The sequence below is a fragment of the Mycobacterium sp. NGS58 genome, from assembly GCF_059812385.1.
Map to the genome: position 1 here is coordinate 159,983 of NZ_JCALCO010000006.1, position 19,434 is coordinate 179,416.

Genomic DNA, 19,434 nt, shown 5'->3' on the forward strand with positions numbered 1-19,434 from the left:
TAAAGCGGGCGCTGGCGGGATTTGTGGTGACCGGTCGTTACGGTGGAAGCGTGACACCGAACCGGGGGATCGATGCCGACTTCCTGGACCTGCCGCGCCACGACCTGGCCGAAGCCGCGCTCTCGGCGGCGAAAGCAGCCGGGGCGACGCACGCCGACCTGCGGGTTCATCGCATCATCACCGAGATCATCCAGCTGCGCGACGGCGAGCTGGAGACCGCGGTGATCAATCGTGAGGTGGGCCTGGCGGTGCGAGTGATCGTCGACGGCACCTGGGGATTCGCCTCGCACGCGGAACTGGCGCCGTCGGTGGCGGCCGAGACGGCGCGGCGCGCGGTGCACGTGGCCACCACTTTGGCGACGCTGAGCAGCGAGCGCGTCGAGCTGGCCCCCGAGCCGGTCTACCCGGACGCGGCCTGGGTGTCGGACTATCGGATCGACCCGTTCGACATCTCGACGACCGACAAGATCGCCGTGCTGGAGGATTACTCCGGACGGCTGCTGAGCGCCGACGGCATCAACCACGTGTCGGCGATCATGACCGCCGTGAAGGAGCAGACGTTCTACGCCGACACGTTCGGATCCTCGATCACCCAGCAGCGGGTGCGGGTGCTGCCCTCGCTGGAGGCGGTGACGGTCGACGCGAAAGCGGGCACCTTCGATTCGATGCGGACGCTGGTGCCGCCGATGGGGCGGGGCTGGGAAGCCGTGGCCGGCGACGAGGTCTGGAACTGGACCGACGAGCTGGCGCAGCTGCCATCATTGCTCGCCGAAAAGATCAAGGCGCCCACCGTTATCCCAGGGCACAAAGACCTCGTGATCGACCCGACAAACCTGTGGCTGACAATTCATGAATCGATCGGGCACGCGACCGAATACGACCGCGCGATCGGCTACGAGGCCGCCTACGCCGGTACGTCGTTCGCCACACCGGACAAGCTGGGCACCATGCGATACGGGTCCCCGGTGATGACGGTGACCGCCGACCGCACCGTCGAATTCGGTTTGGCCACCATCGGTTACGACGACGAAGGGGTGGCCGCGCAAAGCTGGGATCTGGTGCGCGACGGGATCTTCACCGGCTATCAGCTCGACCGAGTGTTTGCCCGGCGGCTGGGGCAGCCGCGCTCCAACGGATGCTCGTATGCCGACTCGCCGCATCATGTGCCGATCCAGCGGATGGCCAACGTGTCGCTGCAGCCGGCACCCGACGACATTAGCACCGACGACTTGATCGGCCGGGTCGAGGACGGCATTTACATCGTCGGCGACAAGTCATGGTCGATCGACATGCAGCGCTATAACTTTCAGTTCACCGGCCAGCGCTTCTTCCAGATTCGTGATGGTCGGCTGGACGGTCAGCTGCGCGACGTCGCCTATCAGGCGACCACGACCGAGTTCTGGAATTCGATGGAGGCGGTGGGGGGCCCGTCGACGTGGCGCCTGGGTGGCGCCTTCAATTGCGGCAAGGCCCAGCCCGGCCAGATCGCTGCGGTCAGCCACGGCTGCCCGTCGGCGTTGTTCCGCGGCGTCAACGTGCTCAACACCCGCACCGAGGGCGGCCGATGATCACTGCGCAGCACGTCGTCAACATCGTGCTCGATGAGGCGGCCAAGCTCGGCCGCGCCGACGAGACCATGGTGCTGGTCACCGACAAGGTTGAGGCCACACTGCGTTGGGCGGGCAATTCGATGACCACCAACGGGGTTTCGGTGAGCCGCAGCGTGACGGTGATCTCGGTTGTGCGTCGCGGGTCCGGTGCGCGCATCGGCACGGTCATGTCCGCCGAGGCCGATCCGCGGGTGCTGCCCGGGCTCGTGGCCGCATCGCAGGAGGCGGCCGGCGCTGCGCCGGAGGCCGGCGACGCCGCGCCGCTGCTCGCCGACACCGGGGTGCCGGTCGATTGGGACGCGCCGGTACCCGGCACCGGGCCCCTTATCTTCTCCGACGTCGCCGACTCGCTGAGCCGTGGGTTCCGCGGCGCAGACCGGCTGTACGGCTTTGCCCACCACAGCGTTTCGACGACGTTCCTGGCGTCGTCGACCGGACTGCGCCGACGATTCACCCAACCCACCGGAGCGGTGGAGATCAACGCAAAACGCGGCGACGCCAGTGCCTGGGCGGGCGTCGGCACACCCGACTTCGTCGATGTGCCCACCGATTCGCTCCTTGAGCAGCTCTCGACGCGGCTGGGCTGGGCACAGCGCAGCGTCGAGTTACCGGCGGGCCGCTACGAGACGATCATGCCGCCGTCGACGGTGGCCGACATGATGATCTACATGGCCTGGTCGATGGCCGGCCGCGGCGCCCAGGAAGGCCGGACCGCGTTCTCGGCGCCCGGCGGCGGAACCCGGGTGGGGGAGCGGCTCACCGACTTGCCGCTGACCCTCTTCTCCGATCCGATGGCTCCCGGCCTCGCCTGCACGCCGTTCGTCGCGGTCAGCAGTTCCTCGGAGACGGTGTCGGTGTTCGATAACGGCGCGGAGATCAACCACGTCGACTGGATCCGCGAAGGGGTGATCAACGCGCTGGCCTATCCGCGGGCCACGGCCGCCAAATACGACGCCGACGTTGCGGTGGCGGCCGACAACCTGGTGATGACGGGGGGAACGGCCAGCCAGGACGACATGATCGCGACCACCGAGCGCGGCCTGCTGCTGACCACGCTGTGGTACATCCGCGTCGTCGACCCCACCACGCTGTTGTTCACCGGGCTGACCCGCGACGGTGTCTACCTCATCGAGGACGGCAAGGTGACCGCGGCGGTCAACAACTTCCGGTTCAACGAGAGTCCGTTGGACCTGCTGCGACGGGCCACCGAGGCCGGCGTCAGCGAGAAGACGCTGCCGCGGGAATGGGGTGATTGGGCCACCCGCGCCGCCATGCCGCCGCTGCGGATACCCGACTTCCACATGTCATCGGTGAGCCAGGCGCAGTAACTCGTTGCCGCCGGGGAACGCGCGATCTAGCGTGTGACGAATGGCCGCTCCGGTTTTTATTCGCGAAGACCAGCTCACGCGCTTGGTGTCGTTGTGCCCGGACGACGGTCGCATCGCGGCGCTGGTTCGCCGGGTATGCGCACAGACGATGTCGCTGCCGCCGCTGCCCGCGAGCGTCGAGGTGGGCGAGCCGGCATCGGAAGCCGAGGCCGCCGTCGCCGAGTTCGCCGAACAGTTCAGCGCCGACGTCTCGTCGGTGACCGCCGAGCAGCGGTTGCGGTTATCAAAGCAGCTAGGGGACAGAACCTTTGGGGTCGTCGTGCAGATGTACATCGCCGACTTCATTCCACGGGTGCGAGCGGGGCTGGAAGCGCTTGGCGTCGGCACGCAGTATCTGGGCTGGGTCGCCGAACCGATTGCCTGGGATCACACCACCGACCCTGCGGGCCTGGTGTTCGACGACTTTTTAATCGCGGTGGCGCGAATGCGCGCGCTTGACCCCGTGACCTCCGAGCTGGTTCGGCTGCGCGGGGCGGCGCAGCACAATTGCCGCCTGTGCAGCTCGCTTCGCGAGGGTGGCGCGATCGACGCCGGCGGTTCGGAAACGCTGTACGAGGAGATCGAACGCTTCGAGTCGTCGAATTTGCTCGACGACCGCGCTAAGGCAGCGCTGCGCTATGCCGATGCGTTAATTTGGACCCCTGCGCACCTCGTCGCCGACGATGTCGCCGAGGTGCGCTCTCGGTTCTCCGAGGCAGAGGCCGTGGAGCTCACCTTTGACATCATGCGGAATGCCAGCAACAAAGTAGCCGTGTCATTGGGTGCCGACGCGCCGCGCGTCGAGAATGGCACCGAGCGGTACTTGCTCGACACCGACGGCCAGACAGTATTCGGCTGACGTTTGCCGACACGAGGTCAGCCCGGACGAGCCGTAGTACCGCTCGTAGCTGTCGGGGCCATGGCATGAGCACCATTTGTTTGCAGCGCCGCCCGAAGGGCTTGGCGACCTGGGCCGCCGCCCGAGCTTGCCGGGCCGAGGGCACGAAATGTTAACCATTCATACACCCACGCGCAAGCGTGCGTTTCCGCTGTGTGCGGGGGTCATTCGCTACTTTTAGCCCGTTCGCCGACACTGAAACAACACCGATAAGTGACGGTAACCAGATGGCAGCGTGGCCCGAGCAGGATAGCCATCGATCGTGCGTCATTGGCCACGCTCCGGATGGCTTGCCGGCTCAGTTTTTTGCACGATTTCTAGCTTGGGGTTGCGTCGGAAGCGACTGGGTTTCCGCGCAGAGGGAGGTTCGGAAATGACCAGCACCCGTTCACGTTCGCGCGTTCGAGTGTCATCGGTGTGGGCTGCGGGCGTCGCGCTGGGCGCCTCGATGCTCGGCGGCGCCGTGCTGTCAGCTCCGTTAGCCTCGGCAAATTGCAATCTGAGTCCCGCCGACGATCAGTACATCAAATTGCTCGCGCAGAACAAGATGGTGCACAACGCCGACTACAGCGATTGCCACGAGGCCGCCGAGGGGCGTTGGTTCGCCGACCAGGTTCGGGCCAACCCCAATCCGTTCGGTGAGGGCCAGGAGCTGATCAACATGATCACGAACACCACCCCGATGACCCAGGCGCAGGCGGAGTGGGAGGTCGAGTCGGCGATTTACGTCTACGCGCCCGAACTGATCCCCAAGATCAAAGACCAAGCCGCAAAAGCAAACTGGCCGGCGGAGTAGCGAGAGCGATTGGTGCGCAGCGGATTTCGTTGCGCTGAGCGTAAACGGCCGGAGGGCTTGCCCTCCGGCCGTTTTATTTCTAGCTAACTACGTCATGGGCGCCGCCCCGCGTTGGGTCGGGCGGCCGGCCGGGCGCACCGCTTAACCGGCATTGGAACCGCTCCGTTAGCCCTTTGGACCCGATTTGTTTCTCGCACAGTAATTTCAGCCAATTGCTGTTCATGCGTTGTTGATAGGAAACCTCGTTTGCCGCGCTGATTGCCGGTGGTACCCGAACTTTGCCGCTAAGGGCAAGTAGCAAATTCCACGAAGAGGGGGTCCGGAGGAATGGCAACGACACGATCGTGCGTTCAGGTGCTGACGGCGGGGGCCGCCGGCATTGCGCTAGGGGCCGCGATGTTCGGCAGTTCTGTGCTGTCGGCGCCGCCAGCGTCGGCGTCGTGCAACATGAGTCCTGCCGACGATCAGTACATCAAACTGCTGGCGCAGAACAAGATGGTGCACAACGCCGACTTCAACGACTGCAGCGAAGCCGCCGAGGGACGATGGTTCGCCGATCAGGTGCGGTCCAACCCCAACCCGTACGGCGAGGGCCAGGAGCTGATCAACATGATCACGCGTACGACGCCCATGAGTCAGGCCCAGGCCGAGTGGGAGGTCGAGTCGGCGATTTTCGTCTACGCGCCAGAGATGATCCCCAAGATCAAGTCTCAAGCCCCCCAGGCGGGGCCGGGTCCCGCGTAGCGCGCGGGCATTAGAGCAGGTGCCGGTGGCGCTCCCGGAACGGGTCGCCCGCCGGGTTGTTGTGCAGGCGGCCGCGCCGCCCGACGGACATTGGTTCCCGGCTTCCGCTACGGTTTCCTACGGGACTACCCCGTCGGGGCGGTAGCTCAGTTGGTTAGAGCCGCGGACTCATAATCCGTTGGTCGCGGGTTCGAGCCCCGCCCGCCCCACTTCAGAGCATGTATGACGTCGGCTGATGGTTGACGGATCTATGTCGGGTGATGCCTGACAGTGTTTCGGCTGATGCTTGACAGTTGTTTCGGTTGATCCTTGACACTGCTGGACGAGGTAGTCGACCGTGGCCGGGCGGCCGGCACCGGGCCATGATGGCGGTGCTTAGTGAGGGCCTGTCGATCGCGCCGGTCGCTGAGAAGGCTGGGGTCTCGCGCCAGACGCTGCATGCGCGGTTGGCACGCTCTGGATCAGGCGGGCTCAGCGGTCGGTCGCATCGCCGGCCCGTCTTCGCGTTGAAGAATCCTCCGGCGAACGTCGTCGCGTCAGGGATGTGTGACGAGGTAGGTTTCGTTGTCCAGGCCGGCGGTAAGCTCGTCGACGTTGAACGGGCGGTCGAGGCGTGCCCGGAGCTCCGCGGGATCGACTAGGAGGCTGATTTCTGCGGTCTGCCATGCAAACATGCGTCCGACCAATGGATAAATCCGCCGCATGATCGCTCGTTCAGCGGGAGTGCATCGGGAGGCGCAGTAACCGACGTGACCCACTTCGTCGGTGAGGATTTCGCTGTAGAGGCGCTCTACGCGTTCGCAAACTTCTGGCTCGTCGGCGAACAGTTCGATCCCTACGCGGCGCAGTTCGTCGAACATGACGCATCCGGCCATCTCTCCTGCACCGATGAACGAAATTCCGAGTCTTTCAGGCAGAAACACACCCGTCTTGACGAATTGGCGCATGACAAATGGTGGGGGAACCACTTGGAATGTCAAGTCGAAGATGTCCAGCACGTATGCGAGAAGCCGAGTGTGGTAGTGCTCTTCGAGTTCGATGTACACCCGCTCAGGTGGCAGATTCTCGTCACTGTTCATTCCGTAGGTCTCGCCGAGTCCGACTCCGAACCGCTCAGCCTGGTTCAGCTTGGCGGTCGCTAACAGGAAGAGCATTTTCCGGTCCAAGCCTGGTTCGGGCTTGCGGCGGCGCAGGTTTCGAAGGAAAGCCGCTCGGTCGGCCGGATGGCCTGACCGCACTGGATTGGTCTCGAGGTGTCGGAAGAATTGTTCGCGATTCTCCAAGCGCCTGTTGAGTAAGTCGGCCTCCCCATCACGCCTGCGCAGGAAATCCCGATAGCCCTCGATTTCGGTGGTGTTCACCTTGCCTCCATCCCTCTGACGATGGTTGTCACGTAACGGCTGAGCACCGCGTCGGCGGTCGGGGAGTCCTGCACGCCAGTTGTGAGGAGCGCGAATAGTCCAGTTAGGAAAAACATTCCGAGTTCACCGGCGTCGGCGTCCAACGGTACTCGGCCCGCATGCTGCGCCTCCGTGATTGCGCCGCGCACAACCTCTGCCAAGGGGTGTTCGGCCAATTCATCTTCGACTGGCCGGGTCGACGAGAAGTGCAACCCCAGCATGTCGCGGAAGATCGCAGGGCCTAAGCGGCGTTCGGCTTCGAGTACTTGCCGCACCAGCAGCAGAAGCGTTGACGTCAGGTCGGCGTTGTCGGCTAGGGCATCGCGGAGTCGGGCCACCATCTTGGCTTCTTCGTTGCGTTCGAGTTCGGCTAGCACGTGTTCTTTCGTTGGGAAGTGAAAGTAGAACGTTCCTCGAACTACTCCCGCGGCGTTTGCGATGGCAGTTACGTCGGCAGCGGCCAGACCTGAGCGGTCTATTTCGGCCAGTGCTGCATCGAACAGACGTGCTCGCGTTTCGAGCCGTCGTGCTTCTCGAGTGCTTCGAACCTGCGAAGTTGCTTCCGCGGCGGCGTGTGATGACCGCATGGGAGCACCGTAGAACAATCGTTGACGATCGTCAATGACGACCGTCAACGACATGACGTGGTGTGGCGACGTACATCCGCCTGGCCAAGACAGGCGCTGCAAGACTCGTGTGGTCTCAAGGAAGATGGCGCCGTGGCAAACCACCTTCCCGAACCACTTGTTCCGGAAAATTTTGTCGGACAAGGCGAATAACGTGGCGACTTTGTTTGGGAGGTAAACGAACTGGCTTCGATACAGCGGGCCGGTCGGCTCGTCAGCGCACCGCAGGCCCACGCGACTGTTCCACGAGCTGAAACGGTGTCAAACTTCGGTGGTGTCCTCAGCGCTGCCGCCTCTTGTACTCCTGCATGGCGGATCCTGGTCTGGCGACCAATGGCGGGATGTTGCGCCGCTGCTGTCCCCTCACCACGACGTATACGCACCGTCAGCCCTCGGCCATCGTGGCGGACCAGTTGTGCAGCGGCGACCCGTCACGATCTGGGACGTAATTGATGAGTCCGAACGCTACCTCGACGAATGCGGACTGGATCGGCCACATTTGGCGGGCCACTCGATGGGTGGATTCACGGCACTCGAATTGGCGCGCCGTGGCCGGGCCGCATCCGTATGTGCGTTTTCGCCGGGCGGTTTGTGGTCAGACGGTCTGCGGGCTCGCGTCATTAGGCAAACTCGACGCCGCGTAGCGATGGGCCGATTGATGCGTCCCGTCACACCACTTCTAATGAAATCGCCGGGCATGCGCCGACGTGCGTTGGCGGATGCGACGTTGCATGGAGACCGACTCAGCTCCAGGCGAGCCATCGAAATCACCGAAGTGCCCTTTGACTGCACCATCATTGATGACATCTTCAACAACACTGACGAACAAGTCGCACCGATGGACCCTCTGCCGTGCCCAATCACCATCGCCTGGGCCGAAAAAGACAGGATTCTCCCAGTCGAGCTGTGCGCAGCCATCGCCCGTGACCGCCTGCCCCGCGCGACCTTCACCATCCTGCCCGGACTCCCGCACACTCCGACGATCGACGATCCCGAGCTGGTTGCGAGCACCATCCTCGCCGTCACCTGCGCCAACAAGGCGTAGCCATCGACGTATCAGCTGGCGCGCCTCGCCTTGACCAACCTAGCCTTCTAGGTGTACCGCGACCGTGCAGCTAACGTCGGAAAAGCGTTGTCCTGCAATTGATTGATTGCGAGGGATTAATTCGTTTCGCCTGGCGGCAGATGAGCGCCGACAGTACCGACTTACCGCTGGGTGCGGCGAAGTAGCGAGCTGTGCCGGCCTTGCTGCTGATCAACCGTAACCGCACCCTCGGCATCAGCGGATCCTTCGCCAAGAGCCACTGGACGTCGAACAGGCAGCGGGCGCGCAACAGCCAAACCTGCTGCGGTGACTCGACGGAGGCTCGCGGAGGCTGCGCAGGCGGTCGTCGCGCACCTGCGCGACCCCGATGGAAGACGTTTGCCGCTGCAAGGAACGGTCACCAGGATCGGCCGCCTCGCCGAGAATGACATCGTTCTCGACGATGACACCGTCAGCCGCCACCTCGCGGTAATCGTTGACACCGGCAACGCTTTGTCATCACCGACCTCCGGTCAGCCAACAGCGTCGACGTCGGGTACCAGCGGATTCGCACCAGCGCGACGCTGGCTGATGGCGACCGCATGTGCATCCGCGGCCACGAATTCACGTTGGAAATTGCGCCTTGGCCAACTGTGGGCTATTCCGCGCATCGCCGTCATTACAGTTGAACCAATGACCACGGGTGCAACGCCGAACGACGGCTTCGAGTTTGTCATTGCAGAACCGGGCGTCGAACTCTCGGTGCAACGGTCCGGCGAAGGCCCGACGGTGCTATTGATCGGCGGCCTCGGCATGCCGAGCATCACGTGGACCATCTGCGGACTTCCCCAGTCCCTCGTCGACGCGGGATTTCAGGTCATCGCATACAACGCTCGCGGAATGTCACCATCCTCCGCACCGGCCGCGCCGTACTCGGTGGCAGAGCTAGCCGCCGACGCCGCGGCCATCCTCGACCATTTCCAAGTCGCGCAGGCCACCGTCGTCGGCTACTCGATGGGTTGTTACACCGCGCAGACGCTGCTGCGTAACCGACCCGAGCGCGTGCGTGCGCTGGTCTTGTTCGCCGGGCTGCAGCCGTCGCCGGTGGGAGCGATGGTTGGCGAGATGGAGCTCGGCCTGATCGAGCGTTACGGTGAATTGCCGCGCGAGGTACTGGTGTTCGAGCAGCTGCTTACCACCCTCCACCTGCCGATGCTGCAAGATCCGGAGACCGTGAAGGGCTGGCAGCAGGCGCTGTCGGCCGGGTATGAGAGCGGTTGGGCTGGGCAGGAGGGCTTTACGGGCCAGCTGACGGCATCCCAGGAATGGATCACGTCCGGCGAACCGAAACCGGAGCATCTTGGCGCGATCGACGTGCCCACGCTGGTCCTGGCATTCGAACACGACCTGTTCTTCCCGCCGGGCCTCTGCGAGACGACGGCTCGCCTGATCCCTGGCGCGGAGTTCGCAAGGATCGACGGCGCGGGCCACGGAGGCATCTTCACCGCACCCGGCGACAGCGTCGCCCGGATCACCAATTTCTGTCGCGCGCACCGCGATTCACAGCGGTAGGTCGCCGCCGTCCCAGTCGTGATCGTGCATGAACGCGTCTGGGATATTCACCCGATAACGAGCGGCCTCGGTGAAGATGGTTGCCGCGACGAGCGGCAGCGCCAGGGTCGGCTTGAGATCGCTGCGTGTGAACACGGCGTCGTCGGTACGGCGATAATCTCGCAGAAATCCACGGAAAGTGTTGCCCTTCAGCGACGACTTGCGCCACCCGTACATCAGCATCCCCGGGCCCAGCATCTTGCGCACCCCGGGTTGGGGCGTGATGACCTCGTCGTTCACACCGAAAAATGCACGGTCGACCCTCGTTTCCGGATCGAACAACAGAATTCCGCTGGTTGCCCGCGGATTGCATTCGACCGTGAACAGACCCCGGCCCGGCACCTCGATGAAATCCAACCCCATCTGCCCGGTGAAATTGAACGCCTTGACGCATTCGCGCGTCCATTCGGCGATGCCCTCGTGCTGGACGGACTCGAACATCAGGCACGACGTACCGTCGATCGCGTAACGCACCGGGTACAGCGCGTGCGCTTTCACCTGCCCCTCGTGGCAGACGGAATACGAGCAATAGTTCGTGCCGTCCGCCCACTCTTGAGCAATCCACGGATTGCCCTCGTCGAAACTCAGGCCGCGAGGCAGTTCGCCCGGACGCACCTTGTGGACGTCCTGCGACCCGCGCGAGTAGACGCGCTTGAGGGCGAAGGGCTGGTCGAAGTCCAACGCTTCGAGCTCCTCCTGGCTGCGGACGAGCGCAAAGTCGAGGGTGGGCATTCCCAGCGTCTTGAGCGCGGCCTGGAACTCGTACTTGTTTTCCAACTGGGACTCGAGATCGAAACTGGATAAGAACAACTTCTGGCGGTCCGGGAACAGGTCGGGGTATCGCTTGATCGTGTTTGCCAGGATCTCGGTCCCCTCGTGGACCGTCACGACCATGTCTATGCCCTCGTCGCGAACGATCTGCGCAAGCGCCTGTGTCCATTCGATCGGTTCATACCTCGGCCGCGGTGCGCGGAATGTCTTCCTGACCGCCGATGAAAACCTGGTCACGGGAAACCGGACCGAGTCCGTAATCAGCACATCGTGTCCCGCGGCGCCCATCAAGCGGGCCAGGTGGAGCGACAGATATGACCGACCGAACGTGATCAGCACGGTCTTTCGACCAAATCCGGACATTGGACCTCCTATTGCGAACACCCTCTGCCCACCCTGCTTCGTCGACCTGCGGTCGGAGAGCCGAGCCTTAAGCTCCAGGTCTGACCGCGGTCCGGCCAGGTCTACGCGGCGTCCCGCATCGCACACTGCGGTGCCGAACCGTCCTATCCGACGCTACCCGCGCGGGTGCCGGAGGGGACTAGCTGCTGCCGTAGACGACGCATCCACCGGGTCGGAACCGGAGGAATTGCAAGCGCGTGCAGCTTCACTCGCTGCCGAAGTCGTACATCCGGTAGCTCAAGTCTCCGTTTTGCAATCCTTTGTGGCAGGTCTTCGCCCATCCCGCGTCGACAAGGAAGGCCGGACTGTAGCCGTTCACTTCCTTCAGGCGCGGCAAACTCTTCTCGAGTCCCCGTGCAACCTGTTCACTGATGATCGTTTCCGAAAACAGCCGCATCGGGCAGGCGTCGAGTTCCTTCTGCCACTGGGCGATACGATCGCTGTGCCGGATGTCGGCGTACAGGAAACGGCCCCCCGGGCGTAGTACGCGCGCCACTTCGGCGAGGAAACGGGGGGTCGATGGATAGCAAAACGCGGCTTCGATATTCAAGACGACGTCGAAGGACTGGTCGGGGAACGGTAGGTCCTCGGCGTCGCCTTGCACAAAATCCAGGCCCGGCATGTCGTGGCGTTTGCGGCAGAAGTCGACGCCGGCCGGGTTCAAGTCCAGCCCTGTGTAGGAGGCCGGGATGAGTGCGCGCATCAGGTAGGAGGCCCCGCCGCCGTGTCCGCAGCTGACTTCCAGCACGCGTTTGCCGGTGAGATCGACCTGGGTCGCCACGCGGTGATAGAGCTGGATGAAGAACCGGTTGGGCTCGTCGGACGCGTCCAACGGCAGGCCCATCGGCGGCTCTTCCTCGTAACCCGATCCGATGAAAACCAGATCATCGTTGCTGAAGTGGCTGAGGCAGCGGAACCAGTAGTTCGCCAAGAAGCCAAAGGAGTTCCGCGATCGGGTTGACCTTTGGCGTTCATAGAGCCGCACGGGCAAAGTATGCCACCACGCGCCGGTCGATTCGGCAAGTCAGCCAAGCCCGTTCAAGCGACCCAGGCAGTCCGGTTCACGGACGCAAGATGACGGTCCGGAGCCCTATGCTCGCCGTGGCGATCCCGCTCGTGCCGGCCTGCTCCCGCACGCTCATCACCTCGTTGAGAAAAACGGCGTGGAAGCCGTCAGCAAACCGTACACTCCGCGCATGCGCATGGCCGCATCCTGGGTCCTTTGGCCGCTGCTCGTTGCTGTCAGCTGTGCGATCACCGCCGCGGGGCTGTGCCACGGCGTCAATGGTTCCCTCGTCCTCGCGGGCGTCTACTTCGCCTTGATGCTGGCGTTGGGTGGCCTCGAGCGCGTGCTGCCGTTCGAGCGCGAATGGACCCGCTCCGACGGCCAAGTCACCCACGACGTGGTCTTCACGCTGATCGGCACCAGTTTGCCGGGCACGCTGGCTGACAGCCTCGTGCTGGCGGGCACCGTCGGGGTGGCGCAGTGGCTCGCCCGCCACGTCGGAGGCTCGTTATGGCCGCAGGCGTGGCCCGCGGTGGGGCAGATTGCGTTGGTGGTGCTGGTCGGCGACTTCGGCGCGTACTGGGGCCATCGCTCATTTCACAACGTCTCGTGGCTGTGGCCGTATCACGCCGTCCACCACAGCGTGCCGCGCCTCTGGTATCTCAACACCGGGCGCATTCATCCCGTCGACTCGGCGCTGATGATGGTGTTCTCGATGGTGCCGTTGTACTTGCTCGGGGCGCCCGAGGGCATGGTGGTGTGGCTGTTCTCGTTCACCACCTTCGTCGGCATGCTGTCGCACTGCAACGTCAACCTGCGTTGCGGCCCTCTCGACTGGTTGTTCTGCACCCCTGGAGTTCACCGCTGGCATCACTCGCGCCAGCTCTCCGAGAGCAACAACAACTACGGTGAGATCACCATGGTTTGGGACGTGCTGTTCCGCACGCACTACCGGCAGCAGAGGCGGCCGCCGTGCGACATCGGAACCAGCACACCCATACCGGCGGACATCCTCGGGCAGTTCACGGCGCCCCTGCGGCTGAGTTGGCAGGCAGCGACGGATCGCCCGACGCCATCCCTGTATGCACGAAAAGCACTGCATTACAGCAATCTTCGTGATCGTCCGCTCATGCCGTTACGCCCATTCGGGCAATAGTCGATTATCCGCGGACACGATAAATGGTTCGCGCAGGAGCGAACCCAGCCGCGTCGAAGTGGCTATTCGCGGTCCTCCGGCTTGATCCGGGTCTTGTCGCGGATCTTCGATCGCGCCTGATGCAGGTGTTTGGCCGCCCATCTGCGATACGTGCGTCGAGCCCACGACATCCGCTCCTGTGAATGCTCCGTACGGCGCACCAGCTCGAGTTCGACGTGGTCGAGCTCCTCCGCCCCGATCTCGACTCGGTCGCGACCGTGGATGAAGTCCAACACCAGCGCATCGGGGTCCAGCAATTCGCGCTCCCACGCCTCGTGGTCATCGAGGTCCGCTATGCCCATCGTGTCGGCGGCGTTGCGCAGCACGTCGCCCAGTTCGCCATCCAGCAGTTGACGGAACGCGTCGGCTCCTTGCCGCGGATTGGCGATCATCCACGAGTGGTACGCGTCGGGCACCCTGTACAGCGTGGCGTCGGACTCGTTGGCGATGTCGCGTGCGTGCGGGAACGGCACGATCATGTCTTTTTCGGCGTGCACCACCATCGTGGGCATCCCCTCGTCGCGCATGGTGTGCAGCAGCGGCGTGTAATCACCGGATTCGATGATCGCCTTGATCGTCCGCGCAGCTCCAATCGGATCACGCAGGTTCGGCACCGCCACCGCCCCCAGCACGCGGAAGTATGTGATTTGCTCCCCGGCCGAGAGCTGCGTCGGGTCGCCCAGCGTGTCGCGGACCGCGGTGTAGGCCGCGCCCAACGCCTTGGTGGGCGACTTCACCAGTTTTGGAATGGTCGTGTCGAACCGGCCTCCGGCCGCCGGGTCGAACAGCACGGCGGCAAGTACTCTTTCGGGCGCGCGGGCGGCCAGTTGGATCGTCATTCGCCCACCCATCGAATGGCCGACGAACACCGCCTGCCCAATGCCGAGTGCGTCCAGCGTGCGCAACACGGAGTCGGCTCGATCGGTGAAGGCGCACGCGTCGCTGGGCAGTCGCCCGGTGTCTCCGTGACCGGCCGCATCGACGGCGACGACCAGAAATCCCATACCGGCGATCCGGCTGAGCATCCGTAGATAGGCCTTACGGCTCAGCAGGAGCCCGTGCATGAACAACAACGGCACTCCGCGACCGCCGACTGACAGCCCGATCCGGCGCCCGTCATCGAGTTCCACAACGTGGTGACTCAGGCGGATGCGGCTCGGTGATGTCTCCGTCATGGCCTCGGCGGAATTCCCGGCCGGACAAGGGTTAAAACGGGGTCGAGACCAGACCGCTAATGAATCGCGAGAGCAAGCATCGCGCTTGCAGCGGCTTCGGTGGGGGTACTCGGCCTCCCAAGATGACCCAAATGTCCTATCGAAGCGCGGACGACATCGACCCTTGTGTGCGCGTTTACGGGTCGCGGGTCCACAATCTGCGGGGTGTCGACGTTGTCGCACCGCGTGACGCGCTGGTCGCCTTCACCGGGATCTCGGGATCCGGCAAATCGTCGTTGGCGTTCGGGACCATCTACGCCGAGGCTCAGCGCCGCTACTTCGAATCGGTCGCTCCGTACGCCCGTCGCCTGCTGTTGCCAACCGGTGCGCCGAAGGTAGATGACATCACCGGGCTACCGCCTGCGGTAGCTCTGCAGCAGCGCCGGGGTTCGGCGTCGTCGCGGTCGACGGTCGGCACCGTCACAACCCTGTCGAACCTGCTGAGGATGTTGTTCTCCCGCGCCGGGACCTATCCTCCCGGGGCCACCGAACGACTGGACTCCGATGCGTTCTCGCCGAACACCGCGGTGGGGGCGTGCCCGGAGTGCCACGGGTTGGGACGGATCCATCGGGTGACCGAAGAGACACTGGTACCTGATCCCTCGCTCACCATCCGCGAGGGCGCCGTCGCCGCATGGCCGGGCGCGTGGCAGGGCCAAAACCTACGCGACATCCTCGTCACGCTGGGGTATGACATCGACAAGCCTTGGCGCAAACTGCCTAAGCGTCAACGCAATTGGATTCTCTTCACCGATGAGCAACCAACGGTCGAAATCGATCCCAGCCAGCACCCCGTGCAGGCCGATTATTACTACAACGGCACGTTCTCCAGCGCCGAACGCCACGTCCGCCACACGCTGGCCAACTCCCATAGCGCGATGATGCGCCGCCGCGTACTGCAATACGTCGACAGCGTCGAGTGCCCAATATGCGAGGGCTCCGGACTACGGCCGGAGGCGCTGAAGGTGACGTTCGCGGGACGCACCATCGCCGACTACACGGCGATGCCGTTGGCCGACCTTGCTGATACGCTGCGCCCGACCGCTTCTCGGACCGATGCCGCCGCTGCTTATGAATCAACCGAATCCGGTGAGTTGACGGAAGTGGCGACCATGATCGCGGCGGATCTCGTCGCACGCCTGCAGGTACTCATCGATCTCGGCCTGGGCTATCTCACGCTTTCTCGGCGCACCCCGACGGTGTCGCCCGGCGAACTGCAGCGGTTGCGGCTGGCGACTCAGCTGCGCGCCGGCTTGTTCGGCGTGCTCTATGTGCTCGACGAGCCGTCGGCAGGACTGCACCCCGCCGACGCCGAACCGCTGCTCGAGGTGCTCGATCGCCTTCGGCGCGCGGGTAATTCGTTGTTTGTGGTCGAGCACGACATGGACGTGGTGCGCCGTGCCGACTGGGTCGTCGACGTTGGACCCGGGGCCGGAGAACTTGGTGGGGGCGTGCTCTACAGCGGGCCGGTGGCGGGCCTCGCCGAGATCGAGGCGTCGGTCACCCGTCGGTACCTTTTCGACGGGGCCGGGCCGCCGTCTCGCCAATCGCGCTCGCCGTCCGGGCGGCTGCGGCTGGGTGGCATTTGCTTCCACAATCTGAGAGACCTCGACGTGGATCTGCCGCTCGGTGTGTACACGGCGGTCACCGGGGTGTCCGGTTCGGGCAAGTCGACGCTCGTCGTCAAGGTTCTCGGCGATGTCGTGCACGGCCATCTCGGCACCGGACGCGCAGCCGAGCAAGCCGAATCCGATGATGACGAAACCGACAGTGGGATCGTCGATCTCGATCACGACGCAAGTTTGGGTGTGACGGTGGAGGGCGTCGAGCAGATCAACCGGCTGGTGTCGGTCGACCAACGCCCGATCGGACGCACGCCGCGCTCGACACTGGCGACCTACACGGGCTTGTTCGACGCCGTCCGCCGCGAATTCGCCGCGACCCCAAAGGCACGTCGCCGCGGCTGGACGGCAGGGAGGTTTTCGTTCAACGTGGCCGAAGGTCGCTGCCCCACCTGCCAAGGGGAGGGCTTCGTGTCGGTCGAATTGTTGTTCCTGCCTGGCATGTACGCGACATGCCCGGCGTGTCAAGGAGCGCGTTACTCCGCCGAGACGCTCGAAGTGCGCTACCGCGACCGAACGATCGCCGACGTGCTCGCGATGACCGTCGACGAGGCCTCGGATTTCTTTGTCGACGTCGCCAACGCGGCGCGGAGCCTGACCACGCTGCAAGAGGTCGGACTGGGGTACCTCCGACTGGGACAGCCCGCGACCGAGCTATCGGGTGGCGAGGCGCAGCGGATCAAGCTCGCCTCCGAACTACAACGACCCCGGCGCGGACATACCCTCTATGTCCTCGACGAGCCGACCACCGGGCTTCACCCCGCCGATGTGGATCTGCTCGATCGTCAACTCCACCGCCTGGTCGACGCGGGTAATACCGTAGTTGTGGCCGAACACGACATGCGGATGGTCGCGGGCTCGGACTGGGTGATCGACCTGGGACCGGGAGCCGGCAGCGACGGCGGCCGGGTCGTCGCGGCGGGCCCGCCGAAGAAAGTGGCACGTGCGAAACACAGTCGCACGGCGCCGTATCTGGCGAAAGCGGTTGGCGTCGTCTGATGCTCGGCGAAGTCGGCGATCTTCACGGAAGCTCTTGCTGAGGCGGAGTCACATCCGCGAATAGCGGCTCAGGGCGAAGCTGTACAGGCCGTAAGCGGCGAATCCGCTTCCCGCCAGAAGGATCAGCACCGTACCGAACGGGGCTTCTCGCAACGTTTTCACCGCGCCGTCGAGACCGGTCGCCTTCGATGGGTCGGCGCGAATGGAGGCCACGACCACCAAGAGGCCGGCCCCGGCCAAAACGGCACCTTCGGCGACGTACCCGCAAAAGCCCAGTGCCGTCATTGCCCGCCCGGGCGACACGGTGAGATCGTTGCAGAACTTCCGCGATGCTCCCTTGAAGGCGTAGTAGCTTCCGATTCCGACGATCACGAGGCCGACCGCGATCAGAACCGCTTTACCCGGCGTGGACTGCATCAACCGCGCGCTGAGCCCGGCGTTTTGCGCGGCGCTCGATCTGCGCCTTCCCAGCGCGAACTGCATCGCGGTGACTGCGACCGCTGCATATACAACGGCGAGGCCGAAAGCCTTGAGCCGGTTCACTATCCGAAGATCTCGAGGATCTCGGCGGCGTTCCGCCGGGTGGAGGCCGACGACGGTTTCGGCAAGCCGCCACAGCGTCAAGGGAACCAGTGCCACCGCGACTGCCCACAGCGCGACGACACCGCCGGTGGTGTCGGCGATGGTTCTCAACGCGCCGGTCTGATCAGCATCACCGTGACCTCCGAAGGCGATGCGGATGACGAGGTAGGCGATCAAAAGGTGCATCAGCCCGCTGATGAGATACCCGACGCGGGCGGCGATCTGCGCGGCCCGCTCGGATGTAGCGCGTCGCACGACATCGGTGGGACTGATCGCCCCGGCCATTTCGCTGGCGCTCCCCGGGTTGTTCCGGGTTTTATCCGCGCCGCTCATCAGAATGTCCTTCTCTTTGGTTCGACGTGATGCGCCGAGTGGCGATTACCCCTTTTCCTGCTGAGCCACGCGCGACGCGCGCCCTCTGGCCGTCACAGCTTGCTCAGGCGGCCAATCGTTAGAATCTCGGAGTCTCGGTACGGCCGTCCATCGGGTTGAAGCAGGTCCGCAAACCAGAGCTTCGGTTCCGCCGTATACGGGTGCTCCCAGGAGTCCCACGGTAAGTAGGTCTGCGTCTTCCCGGCGACCAGCCCCCAATTGATCGCACCAACGTTGTGCCGCTTGGCGATTGGCAGGACTCCATCCACGGTGCTGCCGATTGTCCGAGCCAGATACTCGGTGCAGAGGATTGGGCGTCCCAAAGGGGACAGCTCGGCGATCCGGGCCTCGAAGCCTGCTGGTTTGTCGTAAGAGTGAAAGGTGACTACGTCGGAGTTGTTCAGTTGAATTTCAGCGATTTCGCTACGCTTTGAAGGATCTCCCCACGCGCCGTCCCACACGCCACTGGTCAACGGTTGGCCCGCATCAACCGAGCGTGCCCACCCGAACGTCAGCGAGAGCAGGTCGGCGACGCGGTCGAGCTTGTCTTTCCTTTCGACGTTGCGATATTCGCGCGCGGGATTGTCGGGCTCATTCCACAGGTCCCAACCCAAAACTCGTTCGTCCGTGCGGAATTGAGTCAACACGCCGGTGACATAATCGCGCAGAGTGCGACGGTAGTCGAGGTCATCGAGGTGTTCGGCGCCTGGACTTTGTACCCAACCGGAGTTGTGCACCCCAGGCTTCGGTGACCGCTGTCGTCCCGGCTTGGGAAAAGGATCCCAACATGAATCGAATAAGACAAAGATGGGCTTGACGCGGTGGCGGGCGGCGATGCCGACAAATTCCGACAGACGTTTTTGAAATCCTCGTTGATCTTGGGCCCAGAGCTGATCGTGAAGGAAGACCCGCACCGTGTTCAGCCCGCGTAGCTGCGCCCAGCCGAGCTCGGTATCGATGCGCCGGGGGTCGAAAGTGTCGGCCTGAAACATCTCGAGCTGGTTGATGGCGTTCGAGGTGATGTAGTTGGCGCCGACGAGCCATCCCTGCGCCTGGTACCAGCGGTTGGCTCGTTCGGGTGACCAGGGGTTTTGCTCCGCTGCGGCGCGGGGCGTCGGGGTCAGCGTAACGCCGGCCGCGACTAGCAGCGGTAGCTTCAGCAGCGTTCGACGCCTCACGCACCGACCATAGGAGA

At 64.1% G+C, this 19,434-nt stretch carries 16 protein-coding genes and 1 tRNA gene; 10 read left to right on the forward strand and 7 right to left on the reverse strand.

The window, feature by feature from the left end; all coding sequences use genetic code 11:
• The first annotated feature begins 50 nt into the window (after positions 1–50).
• The 6 genes from AC5Y4H_RS08250 to AC5Y4H_RS08275 all read left to right on the forward strand — a co-directional run bounded on the left by AC5Y4H_RS08250 (position 51) and on the right by AC5Y4H_RS08275 (position 5,624).
• On the forward strand, positions 51–1,568 hold the full coding sequence (locus AC5Y4H_RS08250; RefSeq protein ID WP_499980200.1) for a TldD/PmbA family protein: 1,518 nt from the start codon (positions 51–53) through the stop codon (positions 1,566–1,568).
• Positions 1,565–2,938, forward strand: a complete 1,374-nt coding sequence (locus AC5Y4H_RS08255; RefSeq protein ID WP_499980202.1) for a metallopeptidase TldD-related protein — start codon at positions 1,565–1,567, stop codon at positions 2,936–2,938. Before AC5Y4H_RS08250 ends, AC5Y4H_RS08255 begins: the two co-directional genes overlap by 4 nt.
• Positions 2,939–2,978: 40 nt before the next feature.
• Positions 2,979–3,836, forward strand: coding sequence for a carboxymuconolactone decarboxylase family protein (locus tag AC5Y4H_RS08260; RefSeq protein WP_499980204.1), 858 nt, complete (start codon positions 2,979–2,981; stop codon positions 3,834–3,836).
• A gap of 412 nt (positions 3,837–4,248) precedes the next feature.
• Complete coding sequence (locus AC5Y4H_RS08265) at positions 4,249–4,671, forward strand: hypothetical protein (RefSeq protein WP_499980206.1); 423 nt, start codon at positions 4,249–4,251, stop codon at positions 4,669–4,671.
• A gap of 327 nt (positions 4,672–4,998) precedes the next feature.
• A complete protein-coding gene (locus AC5Y4H_RS08270; RefSeq protein WP_499980208.1) occupies positions 4,999–5,415 on the forward strand; it encodes a hypothetical protein in 417 nt (138 codons plus the stop codon).
• Between the two features lie 135 nt (positions 5,416–5,550).
• Positions 5,551–5,624: transfer RNA gene (locus tag AC5Y4H_RS08275), tRNA-Ile, on the forward strand.
• 327 nt (positions 5,625–5,951) lie between these two features.
• Here the strand turns inward: AC5Y4H_RS08275 and AC5Y4H_RS08280 are convergent.
• Complete coding sequence (locus AC5Y4H_RS08280; RefSeq protein WP_499980210.1) at positions 5,952–6,776, reverse strand: hypothetical protein; 825 nt, start codon at positions 6,774–6,776, stop codon at positions 5,952–5,954.
• Positions 6,773–7,402: a TetR/AcrR family transcriptional regulator gene (locus AC5Y4H_RS08285; RefSeq protein ID WP_499980311.1), complete on the reverse strand. Its 630-nt coding sequence runs from the start codon at positions 7,400–7,402 to the stop codon at positions 6,773–6,775. Before AC5Y4H_RS08285 ends, AC5Y4H_RS08280 begins: the two co-directional genes overlap by 4 nt.
• A gap of 313 nt (positions 7,403–7,715) precedes the next feature.
• Here AC5Y4H_RS08285 and AC5Y4H_RS08290 point away from each other — a divergent pair, with 313 nt between their 5' ends.
• Both AC5Y4H_RS08290 and AC5Y4H_RS08295 read left to right on the forward strand, forming a co-directional pair.
• Complete coding sequence (locus AC5Y4H_RS08290; protein WP_499980212.1) at positions 7,716–8,486, forward strand: alpha/beta fold hydrolase; 771 nt, start codon at positions 7,716–7,718, stop codon at positions 8,484–8,486.
• A 672-nt stretch (positions 8,487–9,158) separates the two neighbouring features.
• Positions 9,159–10,037: an alpha/beta fold hydrolase gene (locus AC5Y4H_RS08295; protein ID WP_499980214.1), complete on the forward strand. Its 879-nt coding sequence runs from the start codon at positions 9,159–9,161 to the stop codon at positions 10,035–10,037.
• Here the strand turns inward: AC5Y4H_RS08295 and AC5Y4H_RS08300 are convergent.
• Positions 10,026–11,210 (reverse strand): ATP-grasp domain-containing protein, encoded by a 1,185-nt coding sequence (locus tag AC5Y4H_RS08300; RefSeq protein WP_499980216.1) that lies wholly within the window; start codon positions 11,208–11,210, stop codon positions 10,026–10,028. The two genes, AC5Y4H_RS08295 and AC5Y4H_RS08300, sit on opposite strands and share 12 nt — an antisense overlap.
• A gap of 244 nt (positions 11,211–11,454) precedes the next feature.
• A complete protein-coding gene (locus AC5Y4H_RS08305) occupies positions 11,455–12,240 on the reverse strand; it encodes a phthiotriol/phenolphthiotriol dimycocerosates methyltransferase (protein ID WP_499980219.1) in 786 nt (261 codons plus the stop codon).
• Positions 12,241–12,445: 205 nt separating this feature from the next.
• Between AC5Y4H_RS08305 and AC5Y4H_RS08310 the strand changes: the two genes are divergently transcribed.
• Positions 12,446–13,411: a sterol desaturase family protein gene (locus AC5Y4H_RS08310; protein ID WP_499980221.1), complete on the forward strand. Its 966-nt coding sequence runs from the start codon at positions 12,446–12,448 to the stop codon at positions 13,409–13,411.
• Between the two features lie 62 nt (positions 13,412–13,473).
• Here the strand turns inward: AC5Y4H_RS08310 and AC5Y4H_RS08315 are convergent, their stop codons facing one another.
• A complete protein-coding gene (locus AC5Y4H_RS08315) occupies positions 13,474–14,625 on the reverse strand; it encodes an alpha/beta fold hydrolase (protein ID WP_499980223.1) in 1,152 nt (383 codons plus the stop codon).
• 122 nt (positions 14,626–14,747) lie between these two features.
• Between AC5Y4H_RS08315 and AC5Y4H_RS08320 the strand changes: the two genes are divergently transcribed.
• Entirely contained in the window at positions 14,748–17,285 is a 2,538-nt protein-coding gene (locus AC5Y4H_RS08320; RefSeq protein ID WP_499980225.1) for an excinuclease ABC subunit UvrA, read from the forward strand.
• Between the two features lie 48 nt (positions 17,286–17,333).
• On the opposite strand, the gene AC5Y4H_RS08325 is transcribed toward AC5Y4H_RS08320, so the two are convergent.
• Together AC5Y4H_RS08325 and AC5Y4H_RS08330 are read right to left on the reverse strand one after the other, a co-directional pair.
• Positions 17,334–18,152 carry a DUF1206 domain-containing protein gene (locus AC5Y4H_RS08325; protein WP_499980312.1) on the reverse strand — a complete coding sequence of 273 codons (819 nt, stop codon included), beginning with the start codon at positions 18,150–18,152 and terminating at the stop codon, positions 17,334–17,336.
• A 140-nt stretch (positions 18,153–18,292) separates the two neighbouring features.
• On the reverse strand, positions 18,293–19,417 hold the full coding sequence (locus AC5Y4H_RS08330; RefSeq protein WP_499980227.1) for a glycoside hydrolase 5 family protein: 1,125 nt from the start codon (positions 19,415–19,417) through the stop codon (positions 18,293–18,295).
• Positions 19,418–19,434: the final 17 nt, after the last annotated feature.